Source organism: Paraburkholderia edwinii, from assembly GCF_019428685.1.
GTDB lineage: Bacteria > Pseudomonadota > Gammaproteobacteria > Burkholderiales > Burkholderiaceae > Paraburkholderia > Paraburkholderia edwinii.
In genome coordinates this window covers 2,615,827-2,631,145 of sequence record NZ_CP080096.1, presented here as the reverse complement: position 1 = coordinate 2,631,145, position 15,319 = coordinate 2,615,827, and the positions used below count along the sequence as shown (strand labels likewise).

Annotated in this window: 10 protein-coding genes; 7 read left to right on the top strand and 3 right to left on the bottom strand. The window is 63.7% G+C overall.

All coding sequences use genetic code 11. From position 1 onward, the window contains the following. The first annotated feature begins 66 nt into the window (after positions 1 to 66). The 3 genes from KZJ38_RS33195 to KZJ38_RS33185 all read left to right on the top strand — a co-directional run bounded on the left by KZJ38_RS33195 (position 67) and on the right by KZJ38_RS33185 (position 3,589). Entirely contained in the window at positions 67 to 1,845 is a 1,779-nt protein-coding gene (locus KZJ38_RS33195) for a hybrid sensor histidine kinase/response regulator (protein ID WP_219801257.1), read from the top strand. 164 nt (positions 1,846 to 2,009) lie between these two features. Beyond that, positions 2,010 to 2,525, top strand: coding sequence for a sigma-70 family RNA polymerase sigma factor (locus KZJ38_RS33190; protein ID WP_219801256.1), 516 nt, complete (start codon positions 2,010 to 2,012; stop codon positions 2,523 to 2,525). Further along, positions 2,504 to 3,589 (top strand): FecR domain-containing protein, encoded by a 1,086-nt coding sequence (locus KZJ38_RS33185; RefSeq protein WP_219801255.1) that lies wholly within the window; start codon positions 2,504 to 2,506, stop codon positions 3,587 to 3,589. Before KZJ38_RS33190 ends, KZJ38_RS33185 begins: the two co-directional genes overlap by 22 nt. A 31-nt stretch (positions 3,590 to 3,620) precedes the next feature. Here the strand turns inward: KZJ38_RS33185 and KZJ38_RS33180 are convergent, their stop codons facing one another. Both KZJ38_RS33180 and metE read right to left on the bottom strand, forming a co-directional pair. Beyond that, positions 3,621 to 6,137: a TonB-dependent siderophore receptor gene (locus KZJ38_RS33180; protein WP_219801254.1), complete on the bottom strand. Its 2,517-nt coding sequence runs from the start codon at positions 6,135 to 6,137 to the stop codon at positions 3,621 to 3,623. Positions 6,138 to 6,299: 162 nt separating this feature from the next. Then, positions 6,300 to 8,621, bottom strand: a complete 2,322-nt coding sequence (gene metE, locus KZJ38_RS33175) for a 5-methyltetrahydropteroyltriglutamate--homocysteine S-methyltransferase (RefSeq protein ID WP_219801253.1) — start codon at positions 8,619 to 8,621, stop codon at positions 6,300 to 6,302. A gap of 129 nt (positions 8,622 to 8,750) precedes the next feature. Here metE and KZJ38_RS33170 point away from each other — a divergent pair, with 129 nt between their 5' ends. Next, positions 8,751 to 9,659, top strand: a complete 909-nt coding sequence (locus KZJ38_RS33170; protein ID WP_219801252.1) for a LysR family transcriptional regulator — start codon at positions 8,751 to 8,753, stop codon at positions 9,657 to 9,659. A 55-nt stretch (positions 9,660 to 9,714) separates the two neighbouring features. Here the strand turns inward: KZJ38_RS33170 and KZJ38_RS33165 are convergent, their stop codons facing one another. Continuing rightward, positions 9,715 to 10,710 (bottom strand): LysR substrate-binding domain-containing protein, encoded by a 996-nt coding sequence (locus tag KZJ38_RS33165; RefSeq protein ID WP_219801251.1) that lies wholly within the window; start codon positions 10,708 to 10,710, stop codon positions 9,715 to 9,717. Positions 10,711 to 10,885: 175 nt separating this feature from the next. Between KZJ38_RS33165 and KZJ38_RS33160 the strand changes: the two genes are divergently transcribed. The 3 genes from KZJ38_RS33160 to KZJ38_RS33150 all read left to right on the top strand — a co-directional run bounded on the left by KZJ38_RS33160 (position 10,886) and on the right by KZJ38_RS33150 (position 15,139). Further along, complete coding sequence (locus tag KZJ38_RS33160) at positions 10,886 to 11,857, top strand: aldolase/citrate lyase family protein (RefSeq protein WP_246641896.1); 972 nt, start codon at positions 10,886 to 10,888, stop codon at positions 11,855 to 11,857. A gap of 105 nt (positions 11,858 to 11,962) precedes the next feature. Beyond that, positions 11,963 to 13,891, top strand: coding sequence for an L-lactate permease (locus tag KZJ38_RS33155; protein WP_219801250.1), 1,929 nt, complete (start codon positions 11,963 to 11,965; stop codon positions 13,889 to 13,891). A gap of 57 nt (positions 13,892 to 13,948) precedes the next feature. Further along, positions 13,949 to 15,139, top strand: coding sequence for a CaiB/BaiF CoA transferase family protein (locus KZJ38_RS33150; protein WP_219801249.1), 1,191 nt, complete (start codon positions 13,949 to 13,951; stop codon positions 15,137 to 15,139). The last annotated feature ends 180 nt before the right edge of the window (positions 15,140 to 15,319 follow it).

The following is a 15,319-nucleotide window of genomic DNA, read 5'->3' as shown; positions in this document are numbered from 1 at the left end:
TGGTGTGACGTCAGGCGGATTTCGTTTCCCTGACGCCGGTGGCCAACACTCGAGCGACGAACGACGATGACTAGAAAAGACGCACAGCCATTAGAGAATCAGCCGCCTGATACGGCGGGGACAGATTCCAGTTCCGCGAGCCTGATCGCGTTGCTGAACGAGGATCTGGCCGATAGCAGGGCGCTGCACGATCTGTCGCTGCATATGCTCGTCGAACACGAGCCATCAGCGCTTTATGGACGTATTGTCGAAGCCGCGCGCGCGTTGCTGCGCTCCGATTTCGCGAGCCTGCAGATGCTGTCTACCGATTCGACCGGTCAACGCAAGCTCGAACTGATCGCGCATTGCGGTTTCTCGCCATCGGCCGAGGAACACTGGCGCAACGTCTACGTCGATTCGACCACGAGTTGCGGTATGGCTTTCGCGTCCGAGACGCGCGTGACCCTGTCCGATGTGGAAACGGTCGACTGGCTGGCCGATACGAAAGATCTCGCCCTCTATCGCGAGATGGGCATCCGCGCCGTGCAGACCACGCCTTTGCATTCGCGCGACGGCGCGCTGATCGGCATGTTGTCGACGCATTGGAGCCAGCCGTACGAGGCGAACGCGAGGCAGCTGCGTCTGCTCGATATTCTCGCGCGCGAAGCGGCCGACCTGATCGAGCGCACGCGCGATGAAAAGCTGCTTCGCGAAAGCGAAGCGCGGCTTCAGCAAATGGACCGGATGAAGGACCAGTTTCTCGCGACGCTCGCGCATGAGCTGCGCAACCCGCTCGCGCCGATCCGCAACGGTTTGCAGATTCTGCGTCTGAGCCAGGCCGCGCAGGACGCGACGCGCGTGTTCGACATGCTCGACCGCCAGCTCGATCATATGGTGCGGCTCGTCGACGATCTGATGGAGGTCGCGCGCATCAACAGCGGCGCGATCAGGCTGCATCGCGGGCGTACCGATCTGTCGGCCGTGCTCGAGTCCGCGCTCGAACTGAGCCGGTCGGCCGTCGAAAAGGCGGGGCATGCGTTGACCGTTCATGCCGTGCCGGGCGCGGTCTACGTCGACGGCGATGAAGTGCGGCTCGCCCAGGTGTTTTCGAATCTCATCAATAACGCGGCGAAGTACACGCCGGACGGCGGGGCGATCGACATTTCGGTGACCCTCGATCCCGGCTGGTCGCCAACGCGCCGGGCGTCGAACCGCCGCGCCACGATTTGCGTAAAGGACAGCGGGATCGGCTTCTCCGCCGACGAGCAATCGTTGCTGTTCACGCTGTTTGGCCGCTTGCAGCCGCAGACGCAAGGCGAGGGGCTCGGCATTGGGCTCGCGCTGGCGAAAAAGCTCGTCGAACTGCATGGCGGTTCGATTTGCGCGAGCAGCGAGGGCAAGGACAAGGGCAGTTGCTTTACGGTGTCGCTGCCCGTTCTGGAGGCGATCGAGCATGCCGACCCGGCCCGCGCCGGCGGCCGCGTGCAGGAAGCCGCCCCGTTCGAGGCGCACAAGGTGTTGGTCGTCGATGACAATCATGATGCCGCCGACAGTCTCGCCGAGTTGCTACGCGTGCTCGGATGCGAAGCGACCGTGTTTTACGACGGCGCACAAGCGCTGGACGCGCTCGAGCGCTGCGCCCCGGCAATCGCATTCGTCGATCTGAGCATGCCCGGCATGGACGGCTATGCGTTCGCGCAAAAAGTGCGCGCGCGCGGCAACGGCGCGCGCGAGGTGCGGCTCGTCGCGCTAACCGGATGGAGCCAGCCCGAAGATCGCGCGCGCAGCGATGGCGCGGGGTTCGATCGTCATCTGATCAAGCCGGTGAGCTTCGAGCAACTAACGGATGTCCTGTGCGGGCGATAAGCGCGCATTGCGCATGGGCGACCCGTGTGGACCCGGCGCTCCCCCGGGCGACCCCTGACGAACCACTGATGCATTGCGCAAACGAACCCGATCGGTTATAAATGCGAATAATTCGCATTTGTCAAAGTGTGTCAACCGAATGTGTCAACCAAAAGGGTCGTTCAATGTCCGTGGTTCAACTCGACGCGCAACCGGAGCTGGGCGCCCTCTACCGTGACCACCACGGCTGGCTGCAAACGTGGTTGCGTAGAAAGCTCGGCAATGCGTTCGATGCCGCGGACCTCACGCACGACACCTTTATGCGGGTGCTGGTCGCGTGGGACCGACGCGGCGACCTCGACCTGCGCGAGCCGCGCGCGTATCTGACGACGGTCGCGGGCCGCGTATTGCTGAACCACTATCGCCGGCTATCGCTCGAAAGAGCGTTTCTCGAGACGCTCGAACTGCTGCCCGAAGCGCAGATTCCGTCGACCGAAGACCGCGTCATCATCCTCGAGACGCTGCATGAAATCGACGCGATGCTCGATCGCCTCGACCCCAAAGTGCGCACGGCGTTTCTGCTCGCTCAACTCGAAGGGCTGTCCTACGCCGAGGTCGCCGCGCAACTCGGCGTTCACGTGCGGACCATCAAGCGCTATATGGCGACCGCGTTCGAAGAATGCATCCTGCTGATGATGTAAGCAGCACGGCTGCCGACAGTGACGAACCGCGCGAATCGCCTCCGCTCGATCGCGCGGTCGCGCGTGCAGCCGCCGCGTGGCTCGTGCGGCTGCGCGAAGACGCGTCGCCCGAAGACATCGACGCCTGCGCGCGCTGGCGCGCGTCCGACCCCGAGCACGAGCGCGCCTGGCAGCGCGCGCAGCGGCTCAACGAAAAGTTCGCGATGCTGCCCGCGAGTGTCGGCGTGCGCACGCTTGGCCGCCGTGCGCGCACGGACCGCCGCTTTGCGCTGAAGGCGCTGACGGTCGCGTTCACCGCGGGGCCGGCGAGTTACGCCGCTTATCGTGCGATGCGGTGGCGCGACTGGCTGTCCGACGAGCGCACTGCGGTCGGCGAGCGCCGTTTCGTCATGCTGGCGGACGGCACGCGCATCGACCTCAATACGTCGACGGCAATCGATATCGCTTTTACCGCGAGCGAGCGCCGCGTCGTGCTGAACGACGGCGAAATTCTCGTCGAAACGGGACGCGACGCGGGCAATACGTCGGGCGTCTATCGGCCCTTTATCGTGGAGACGCGGCAGGGGCGCATCCGCGCGCTCGGCACACGCTTTGTCGTGCGAAACGATGATGCCGCACAAGCGTCGCGCGTCGCCGTGCTGCATGGCGCAGTCGAAGTGACGCCCGTCGATGCGCCCGAGCGCGCGACGGTGCTCGATGCGGGGCAGCAAACGCGCTTCACGGCAACGTCGATCGATGCGATCGAGGCCGCCGATCGTCACGCGGGTGACTGGTCGCGCGGGGTGCTGTTCGCCGACGGCATGCGTCTGGCCGATTTTATCGGCGAGCTGGGGCGTTATCGGCACGGGCTGTTGCGCTGCGATCCCGAGGTTGCGAATCTGCGCATTACCGGCGCGTTCCAGCTCGGCAATATCGAGAATGTGCTGGCGGCGCTGCCGCGGACCTTGCCGGTGAACGTCGTGTATCGCACGCGGTATTGGGTGACGATTGCGGCCGCGAACAACGGCAGCGGAGGCGCCGACGGAAACAGCGCGAGCGCCGCAAACAACGCGAAGGGCGGTTGACCCGCAAGCGCATCCGCCCATCGCGTGTGTATTACCAGTGATAGTTCGCGCCCGCGAACACCTGCCGTCCATAGCCGAAATAGCACCACGTCGTGTAGATGCACGACGCGACATAGTGCTTGTTCAGCAGATTCTGCGCGTTGACGTAAACTTCGGTGCCTTTGAGTTGCGGCAGCGCGCGGCCGAGATCGTAGCGCAGCGTCGCATCGACCAGCAGGAAACTGCTGAGCTTGTAGCTGTTGTCGTACGAGTAGGTCTGGCCCGTGTAGCGCACGCCCGCGCCGGCGGACAGGCCCGCGAGCGGCCCGCGCCGCTGTGTGTAGTAGGCCCAGGCAGACGCCTGGTTCTGCGGGACCGCGGCGAAATATTTACCTTCGAGACCGCTGTTGTCCTTGATGTACTTCGTGTCGAGGTACGTGTAGCTTGCCGTGACGTTCAGCGAATCGGACAGGCTCGCTTTCGCTTCGACTTCGACGCCGCGCGAGCGCGCTTCGCCGGTTTCCGCCTGGAACGCGGGGTTGTTCGCATCGGGCGTCAGCAGGTTGTTGCGCGTCAGGTCGAACCACGCGATCGTCAGCAGCGCGTCGTAGTTGTTCGGCTGGAATTTGACGCCCACTTCGTACTGATGCGCGCGTTCCGGGTCGAACGGTTTGCCGCCCGCGTCGGTGCCGGTTTGCGGGGAGAACGATTCGGTATAGCTGACATACGGCGCAATGCCGTTGTCGAATACATAGGTCAGGCCGGCGCGCTTCGTGAATGCGCGTGCCGACTGCTGGATCTGCGAGTTGTCGCTGGCGTTTGTCGTCGTGGTGTTGGTCCAGTCCTCGCGGCCGCTTAACGTCAGGATCACGGGGCCGTAGCGCATCTGGTCCTGCGCGTAGAGTCCGTACTGGTTGAGACGAACGCGCGTGAGCGCGGTGTCGAGCGGCCCGATCGGCTGCTGGTAATCGGGATTCAGAATATCGAGCGTCGGCGCTGCGCCGAAGCCCATATTCCACGAACTGCCGATGTGCTGATAGTCGAAGCCGGTCAGCAGCGTATGGTGCACGGGGCCGGTCGAGAATTTGCCTTGCAGCTGGTTGTCGATCTCGAACGTGTTCAGCTGTTCCTGCGACGAGATGGCGCCGCGGTCGAGCGTGCGGAAGTCGCTTTCGAGCCCGTTGCTGTAGACGCTCGCGTAGTCCTGGCTGATATGGAAGTAGCGTGCGTTCGAGCGCACGGTCCAATCCGGATTGAAGTTGTGCGCGAACTGGTAGCCGATCGATTCCTGCGTGCGGCTGAAGCGTTCGAAACCGGTATCGCCGTCGTAGAAGTCGATCGGCAGCTTGCCGTACGGGTTGAACAGCGCCGAGCCTTCGGGCGGCACGCTGCCGTACGACGTGCTGCGCGGATCGCGCTGGAACAGTCCGAGCAAGGTCAGCGACGTGTCCTTGTCGGGCCGCCATGTGAACGACGGCGCGATCGCAATGCGCTCGTTGCGCGTCGTATTGATCTGGCCGTCCTCGCTGCGGGCGAGCGCGGTGAGCCGGTACAGATATCGCCCGTCCTGGTCGAACGGGCCGGAGAAATCGAAGGTCGCCTGCTTGTGGCCGTAGTTGCCGAACTCGATGCCGACGTCGTGCAGCGGCTCGCGCGACGGCAGCTTGCTTTCCTGATCGAGCACGCCGCCGGCGGCGGCCTGGCCATACAGCACCGAGACCGGGCCCTTGAGCACTTCGATGCGCTCCATCAGATACGGATCGAGTTGCGGTACTGCGTATTGGCCGTTTTGCAGCAGCTTCAGGCCGTTCCAGTAGGTGTCCGCGGTAAAGCCGCGAATCGTCAGCAGATCGTAGCGGGTGGCCGTGCCGCCGCGCGTTTCAGGCGTTACGCCCGCCGTGTAGCGCACGGCAGCGTTTAGCGTCTGCGCGTCCTGCTGCGTCATCTGCTCGCGCGTGATGACGGAGACGGACTGCGGCGTTTCGAGAATCGGCGTGTCGGTTTTCATCGCCGTCGTGGTGGTCGATGCGACGTAGCCAACGGTCGGGCCATACGGGTTGATCGGCGCGTTGCGCGCGGACACCTTGACGGTAGGCAGCACCGCGCCCTCGGGCACGCCGTTGTCGGACGCCGGCCGCTGACGGACCAGAAAAACGCCCGCGCTGCTTTCGGATGCTTCGAGGTTCGTGCCGGACAGCAGTGCCGCGAAGCCTTCGGACACCGTATAAGTGCCGTTGAGCCCTGGCGTGCGCACGCCTTCGACGAGCCGCGTATCGATCTGCACGCCGACGCCCGCCTGACTCGCGAAGTCGGAGAGCGCGGCACCGAGCGCACCGGCGGGGACGGTATACGGTTTTTTCGAAGCAGCAGCGGTGGCCGCGACGGCGTTCGGCGCATCGGCTGCGAACGTGGTGGGGACGATAGCGATGCCGGCGAACGCCAGACCGGCCGGAATGCCGCGCAGCGCGAGCGCGGCCGCACCGGCGGGGAGTGACTTGAATCTTCTGCCGCGCGCGCCGCGCTGAAACAACGAGATGGACGAACTGCGTAGGGCGCGGCGGGACGGCATACGGACTCCTGAAGTGATGGTTTGGTGTGTGTGGCTCCTATGTGCTTGACACGTGAAATCGGAAAAGGGGACATCCGTGCGCCAAAAAAAACGCATCGGCATGCGGGACGGGCCCGCATGCCGATGCGCGATTGATGGACGGTGCTATTACCTGGTGCCGCCTCAGAACGGTGTGCTGCGCAGCGTCCTCGCCGCCGCAACCATATTGGTCAACGCCGGAATGACCTCGGCCCACTGCCGCGTTTTCAGTCCGCAGTCCGGATTGACCCACAGGCGTTGCGGCGGAATGCGCTCGGCGGCCTTCTTCATCAGCTGGACGATATGTGCCTGAGACGGAATGTTCGGCGAATGGATGTCGTACACGCCGGGCCCGATCTCGTTCGGGTAATTGAAGTTGTCGAATGCGTCGAGCAGTTCCATATCGGAGCGCGACGTCTCGATCGTAATCACGTCGGCATCCATATCGGCAATCGACGCGATGATGTCGTTGAACTCCGAATAGCACATATGCGTGTGGATCTGCGTTTCATCGCGCACGCCGTTCGCCGCGATACGGAACGATTCCACGGCCCATTGCAGATATTCGTTCCATTGCGAGCGGCGCAGCGGCAAGCCTTCGCGCAAGGCGGCTTCGTCGATCTGGATCACGCAAACGCCGGCCTTTTCGAGGTCGAGCACTTCTTCGCGAATCGCGAGCGCAAGCTGGCGGCACGACACCGAACGCGGCTGGTCGTCGCGCACGAACGACCAGTTCAGAATCGTCACGGGGCCCGTCAGCATGCCCTTCATCGGCTTTTTCGTGAGCGTCTGCGCGTAGCGGATCCATTCGACGGTCATCGCGTTCGGGCGGCTGATATCGCCGAACAGGATCGGCGGCTTCACGCAGCGCGAACCGTACGACTGCACCCAGCCGAACTGGCTGAATGCATAGCCTTCGAGCTGCTCGCCGAAATATTCGACCATGTCGTTGCGTTCGGCTTCGCCATGCACGAGTACGTCGAGGCCCAGCGATTCCTGCTCGCGCACGCTGCGTGCGATTTCCGCTTGCATCGCCATGTCGTAGCCCACTTGGTCGAGCGCGCCGGCCTTGAACAGGCTGCGCGCGCGGCGAATCTCGGCCGTTTGCGGGAACGAGCCGATCGTCGTGGTCGGGAAGGCGGGCAGGTTCAGCAACGCAGCCTGCTTGGGCGCGCGTGCGGTGTAGGGGCTGTGCCGCTTGCCGAGCGCCGCGTCGATTCGCGCAATCGCTGCCTTGACGACTGGATTGTTGACCCGCAACGATGTGCGGCGACTGTTGATGGCTTTTGCGTTGGCGACGAGTTCCAGCGCGACCGAAGCGCGCCCGTTGTTCAATGCGTCGGCAAGCAGCTTCACTTCAGCGAGCTTCTGCAAGGCGAAGGCGAGCCACGAGCGGATTTCCGCATCGAGCTTGTGCTCGCTTTCGAGATCGACCGGCACATGCAGCAGCGAGCACGATGGTGCGATCCACAGACGGTCGCCGAGCTTCTGTGCGAGCGGTTCGAGCCATGCGAGCGTCGCGTTCAGATCCGTCTTCCAGATATTGCGGCCGTTGATTGCGCCGACGGAGAGCACTGCGCTGGCGGGCAGCAGCGACGCCGCTTGCGCGAGTTCATCGCGTGCGTTGATGGCGTCGATGTGCAGACCGTCGACCGGAAGCGAGCAGGCCAGCTCGAGATTGTCCTGTAGCTGCCCGAAGTAAGTGGCGAGCAGCACCTTCACGCGCCGGGTGGAGAGCGAATCGTAGGCCGTGACGAATGCGTTGCGCCAGTTTGCATCGAGTTCCGTCACGAGCGCGGGCTCGTCGATCTGCACCCAGTCGATGCCAAGCGCTGCGAACGTATCGAGCAACGCACCGTACACGGGCAGCAGTTTCGGCAACAGCGCGAGGCGGTCCCAGGCACCGTTCGGATCCTTCGACTTGCCGAGCCACAAGTACGTGACCGGGCCGATGATGACCGGCTTCGCGTGCACGCCGCATGAGCGCGCTTCGCCGAGTTGCGCGACCAGGCGTGTTGCGTCGAGCGAGAAGTTCGTCGCCGACGTGAACTCGGGCACGATGTAGTGATAGTTCGTATCGAACCACTTCGTCATTTCGCCGGCGGCGACACCGCCGCAGCATGCGTCGTGTTCTTGCGTCGCCTCTGCCGCTTCTGTCCCCTGCGCCGAGCGGCCGCGCGCCACGCGAAACGCGTTATCGAGCGCGTCGCCATGAAAATCGCGCACGCGTTCGGGCAGATTGCCGAGCGTGAAGCTCATGTCGAGCACCTGGTCGTAGAACGCGAAGTCGCCGACGGGAACGAAGTCGAGGCGCGCCTGATCGTTCCAGTGACGCTCGCGAAGCTGCGTGCCAACGGCTTTGAGTGCGTCGCGCGACGTCTGACCCTTCCAGTAGTTTTCCAGCGCGAACTTCAGTTCGCGTTTTGCGCCGATGCGCGGGAAGCCGAGGTTGTGCGTGGTAGCCATCTTTGTCGTATGTGTCGAGAGAAGAAACGTCGTCTGGCACCGATGATAGAATTTTCGATGTATGAATAAAAATGGATTTATTTCATACATGCATTATTTATGTTCATGGATTCTGTTCATGGGGTGGGCATGCTTGAACGCAGTCATCTGATGGTGGTCCGGGAAGTGGAGCGGCAAGGGTCGCTAACAGGCGCGGCCGACGCGTTGAATGTGACGCAATCGGCGCTGAGCCATACCGTGAAGAAGCTCGAAGAGCAACTCGGTACGCCGCTATGGACGCGCGAAGGGCGTTCGATGCGCCTCACGCAGGCGGGCCAGTATCTGCTCGGCCTCGCCAACCGGCTGTTGCCGCAGTTCGAGCACGCGGAAGCGCGCATGAAGCAGTACGCGCAAGGCGAGCGCGGCACGCTGCGCATCGGCATGGAATGCCATCCGTGCTACCAGTGGTTGCTCAAGGTCGTGCAGCCGTATCTGGCGCGCTGGCCGGACGTCGATGTCGATGTGAAGCAGCGTTTTCAGTTCGGCGGCATCGGCGCGCTATTCGGCTACGACATCGACGTGCTCGTCACGCCGGACCCGCTGAAGAAGCCCGGGCTGCGCTTCCAGCCCGTCTTCGACTACGAGCAGGTGCTCGTGGTGGCCGACGCTCACGCGCTGGCGAACGAGGCCTATGTCACGCCCGCGCAGCTCGCATCGGAAGTGCTGATCACGTATCCGGTGGAAACGGATCGGCTCGACATCTACACGCAGTTTCTGACGCCTGCGAACGTCGTGCCGAAGCGGCATAAGGTGATCGAGACGACGGACATCATGCTGCAGATGGTGGCCAGCGGCCGTGGCGTCGCCGCGCTGCCGCGCTGGCTCGCGGAAGAGTACTCGGAATGGATGCCGATTGTGCCGCTGCGGCTTGGCAGGAAGGGTATTGCGAAGCAGATCTTCCTCGGCACGCGCGAGGCCGATGATGCGATCGATTATCTGACCGCGTTTGTTGCGCTTGCGCGCAAGGCGGATTGGGCAGAGGCGCGGTTTCGTGCGTAGCGTTCGATTTCGCGGTTGCCTTACGCGCTATCGGAATTTCCTATGCCCGTCGAAGCTAGTCCATCGCCAGCGCGCTGCCCGACCACCCGCTGGTATCGGAAAGCGTCGCTTCATCAGGCTCAGGGCGCAGCGTAATGCCGATCCATTTGCCGTGCGCATGCAGTTCGCGAATCAGTTCGACTATCGCCTTGCGCACCGCAAGCGCTGCCGCGCTGATCGGCACCGCGTGCGACCAGCACACGCTGACCGGCCGCGTCATGACCGGTTGCACGATCTTGCGCATCACGGGCCGCGCGGCCGGTTCGCGTTGCGCGAGCGCCGCCGCCGGCAGAATCGTGCACGCGGAGCCTTCGGCCGCGATCGCAACGAGCGTCGGCAATGAATCGACGTCGGCCACGATATTGAGCTCGACGTCCTCGCGCTGAAACGTGCGCTCGATCACTAACCGCAAGCCGTTCGCGGGGCTCGGCGAAACGAGCGGCACGTTCGCGAGCGACGCAAGCGGGCAGGTCGTGGTCGACTTGCGCAGCGAGAGCCCCGCGTTGCCGAGCACGTAGAGCTCTTCGTCGAACACCGGAATGACCGAAATGCCGCGCGTTTCGGAATCGCGGAACAGCAGCGCGAGATCGAGGCGTCCGTTCGGCAGCATTTCGCTGATATGGCCGCTCATGCTTTCGAAAATCTGCAGGCGGATGCCGGGAAAGCGCTTGCGAATGCGTTCGAATAGCGGCAACGCGAGGACGGCCGCCACGGTGGTCGGCACGCCGACCGCAACCGCGCCCGCTTCGCTGCCGCTGTCTTCGCGCACGTCGTTGCGGATCTGTTCCATTTGCCGCAGCACGAGCCGTGCATGGCGGTATAGCGTGCTGCCCGCGGTGGTTGGCGCGACGCCTTGTGCACTGCGCAACAGCAGCTTCGTTTTTAGCTCGGTTTCGAGGCCCGCCATCTGCTGGCTTAACGAGGGCTGCGCGACGAATAGCCGTTCCGCGGCTTTGGAGAAGCTGCCTGCGTCGATAATCGCGACGAAATACTTGAGCTGCCTGATATCCATGATCGATCCTGCTGTGTGACGGTATGTGCCGTGCTGCACCGCACCGCAATGTCGCGTTGCCGGTGCGCGTATAGGTTATACCTATACCCCGTATTCCACAGCCGTATTTCCACGCTTTTCCTGAAGCCACTACATTGACGCTATCGGCCAGACACTTTGCTTTAGCGTCAACTTCATGTCTTTCAACCCCAACGGTTCCATCCTCGACATCGATGTCACCCGCGATCGCATCGGCGAAAGCACCCGCATGCGCAGCTGGCTGTTCACACCTGCCACGCGACCGGATCGTTTCGCGAATGCGAAGAAAAGCGGCGTCGACGTGCTGATCGTCGATCTCGAAGACGCAATCCAGCCCGACCAGAAGACGGCCGCGCGCAATGAGGTTCGCCGGCTGCTCGATGCGCCGGACAGCGGCGCGCTGCCGACGCTGGCCGTGCGCATCAACTCGCCGCGCACGCGCTGGGGGCTCGATGACTTGCTGATGCTGCTCGACGCGGCACGCGCGCCGCATTTCATTCTGCTTCCAAAGATCGAGTCGGCCGCGGAGGTTACGCAGGTCGGCACGCTGCTCGACGAAGCTCGGAAGGCGTGCAAGCTCGTGCCGATGATCGAATCGGCGCGCGGCCTCGATGCGGCTGTTTCGATTGCGCAGGCGAGCGTGCCGAGCGTTCATGGGTCGAACGTCCATGGGTCGAGCGTTCATGGGTCGAACGTCCATGGGTCGAGCGTCCATGGGTCGAGCGTTCATATCGCCGCGCTGAACTTCGGCGCAGCCGACTACGCTTCCGATGTCGGCGCGCAGCCGGCATCGCTTGCGCTGCAATGGGCGCGTTGCCGTGTCGCGAGCGCGTGTGCGCAGGCCGGCGTGCCGGCGCTCGACTCGCCATGCTTCGCGATCCACGACGCCGCGATTCTGCAAACCGAACTCGATTTCGCGAGCACGAACGGCTTCGTCGGCAAGACGGCGATTCATCCGTCGCATGTCGCGCCGATCAATGCCGCGTTTACACCCTCGGCGCAGCGCGTCGAATGGGCGAAGCGCGTGATCGACGCATGCGACGCGGGCGCGGCGGTCGTCGATGGCCGCATGGTCGACGAAGCGATTGCGCGCGAGGCGCGCCGCGTGCTTGCCGCCATATCGGCCTGAAAGCGCGCCCTGAAAACGCTTAACGCCCGCTAGGTAGCGAACTCGACAGGCATCGACAAAGAAAGCAAAAAGGAACGCTCGTAACCGGGCGAAGGAGACACCCTGATGTACACACAAATATTCGATCCCGTCGCCCATTCGATCGGCGCGTCGGCCGCATTTGCGGTGCTGCCGCTGCTCACCCTGTTTCTGCTGCTTGGCGTGCTGCGAATGGCGGCGCGCTGGGCCGCGCTTGCTTCGCTCGTCGTGTCGATGGTCGTCGCGCTGTTCGTCTACGGCATGCCGCTCGGCACGACCGTCAGTGGCGCGGCCGAAGGCGCTGCGATCGGGTTCTTTCCGATTATCTGGATCGGCATCAACGCGATCTGGCTGTTCAAACTGACGCAGGAAAGCGGTCATGCCGATGTGTTGCGCCGTTCGCTGGCACGCGTCAGCGCGGACCAGCGCGTGCAGGCGGTGCTGATCGCGTTCTGCTTCGGCGCGCTGCTCGAAGCGCTTGCGGGCGGTGGCGCACCGGTGGCGATCTGCGCGGTGCTGCTGATTTCGATCGGCGTCGAACCGCTCAAGGCGGCGGCCGTGTGTCTGATTGCGGATACGAGCCCGGTTGCGTTCGGTGCGCTCGGTCTGCCGATTACCGTGCTCGCGAAAATCACGGGCTTGCCCGTGCACGAGATCAGCGTGATGGTCGGACGTCAGGCGCCGCTGCTCGCACTGTTTATCCCGCTGATTCTCGTGTTTATCGTCGACGGCCGGCGTGGTCTCAAGGAAGTGTGGCCGCTCGCGGTGATCGCGGGCGTGTGCTTTGCATTGGGTCAGTTTGGCGGCTCGATGTTGTTGCCGGTCGAACTCGTCGATATCGTCGCGGCGCTGATTTGTGCCGCGGTTTCGATCGCGTTTCTGCAAGTGTGGTCGCCGCGCGTATTGCGCGCGGAGTTGAGCGACGCCGGAACGTCGGATGCAGCAGGCGCATATCGCGCGCGGCACGATGCGCAGCGTAATAAAGGCGCGGCCGACAAAGGCACGGCCGGCGGCGCGGTTGGCGAAGCGCAGCACGCGGGCGCATTCTCCGTCGCGGCCGCGCACGGCGCGACGCTTGCGATGCCGATGACGCCCGCCGGTTCGCAGTTTCCGCCAGGCGCGGCTCAGGCAGCCGACGCGCAACGCGGTTCGCGTGCACGCAGCAGCGCAGCGAACGGCAACCCGCACGCAGAGGCGCAGGCGCATACCGCATCGAAAGCGAAGCAACTAGCGCAACAAGCACAGCAACAAGCACAACCCCACGACAGCGCCGCCGACATCGTCCGCGCACTCGCGCCCTACGCAGCCGTGATTCTGGTCGTCGCATCGACGCAGATCGGCTGGCTCGGCCATCTGCTCGGCCGCTTCACGACCACATTCCCCTGGCCGTTCCTGCATGTCGTCGCGCCGTCCGGCAAGGCCGTCTCCGCGACGAGCGCGAAATTCGAATGGATTCTGTCCGCAGGCTCGATCGTGCTGATCGCAGGGTTGATTGCGGTGCCCATTCTGAAGCTCCGTTTATCGGTCGCAGCGCGCGTGTATCTGCAGAACCTGCACGAGTTGCGCTGGGCAATCTTCACTGTCTGCTGCGTGGTCGGCGTCGCCTATGTGATGAACCTGTCCGGCCAGATCGTGACGCTCGGCATCTGGGCCGCGAACGCGGGCCCGGCATTCGCACCGGTGTCGCCGGTGCTCGGCTGGTTCGCGACCGCGCTGACCGGTTCCGACACGTCAGCGAACGCGTTGTTCGGCATGCTGCAGTACACGACCGCACATCACACGGGACTCTCCGACATCCTGTTGACGGCCGCCAACACGACAGGCGGCGTGGTCGGCAAGGCGATCTCGCCGCAAAACCTCGCGGTCGGCGCCGTCGCGGTCGGCATGATGGGCCGCGAAGGCGTGCTGTTCCGGCGTGTCGCAGGCTGGACCGTGCTGATGATCGCCGCGTTGAGCCTGCTCGTCTGGCTGCAATCGACGCCGCTGCTCAACTGGATGGTGCCGCAGCTCACGTGAACGCGTGAAGACGACTGGACACGCCGCACACGACATGGAATCTGGAGGACGTTTGAAATGAATCTGCCACTCGACGACATCACCGTCGTCTCGCTCGAACAGGCGATTGCCGCGCCGCTCGCCAGCCGTCACCTCGCCGATTGGGGCGCACGCGTGATCAAGATCGAACGGCCGGAAGTCGGCGACTTCGCGCGCAACTACGACACGGCCATGGATGGGCTGTCGAGCCAGTTCGTCTGGACCAACCGTTCGAAGGAAAGCCTCGCGCTCGATATCAAGGCGGACGACGCGCGCGCTTCGCTGGAAACGCTGCTTGGCCAGGCCGATGTGTTTATCCAGAACCTCGCGCCGGGCGCGGCGGCGCGTCTCGGACTCGATGCGAAGTCGCTGGTGGCGCGTTTTCCGCGCCTTATTGCGTGCGATATCTCGGGCTACGGCTCGGGCGGCCCGTATAGCGACAAGAAAGCGTATGACCTGCTCGTGCAATGCGAAACCGGTTTCCTGTCGATCAATGGCACGCCTGAAACGCCTTCGAAATGCGGTGTTGCAATCGCCGACATCGCAACGGGCATGTATGCATTGAACGGCATCCTGATGGGCCTGCATCAGCGCGCACGCACCGGCAAAGGCTATGCATTCGAAGTATCGCTGTTCGACGCGCTGACCGAGTGGATGAGCTATCCCGCGTACTACACGCGCGGCCGCGGCGAACCGGTGCCGCGCAGCGGCGCACGGCACGCGACGATCGCGCCATACGGGCCGTTTCCGGCCGGCGACGGCAAGGTCGTATTCTTCGGCATCCAGAATGAACGCGAGTGGCAGAAATTCTGCGAAATCGTGCTCGGCGACGCGACCGTCGCAACCGATGCGCGTTATGTGACGAACTCGTTGCGCGTCGCGAACCGCGAAGTGCTCGAAGCAACCATCCGTCAGCACTTTGCCGCCTGGACTAGCGACGAAGTGATCGCAAGGCTCGATCGCGCCGCGATCGCCAATGGGCGCATGAACGACGTCGACGCGCTGCTCGAGCATCCGCAACTGCGCGCGCGCAATCGCTATCGCAGCGTCGGGACCGAAAGCGGCCCGCACGATATGTTTTTGCCGCCGGTCACGATTGCAGGCATCGAGCCGGTCATGAAACCGGTGCCCGCGGTCGGCGAGCATACGTCGAAAATTCTCGCGGAGATCGAGACGCAGCGCGAAACCTCGCCGGCTACGTCGTCCACGTCAGCGCCCGACGCGCGATAACACCGAAGCACCGATACGTGCCGGCAAACGTTTGGTCGTGCGCCGTTCTGGCGCACGTACGCACCGTTGTAGGGAATCGCTCAAATACGATTAATGTGCGCATATCATGCGCCGATAGATACAGACAGGTACATTCACCGGGGCTTACGATTCTTCGGAATACGTGACGCTTAAAGGTGT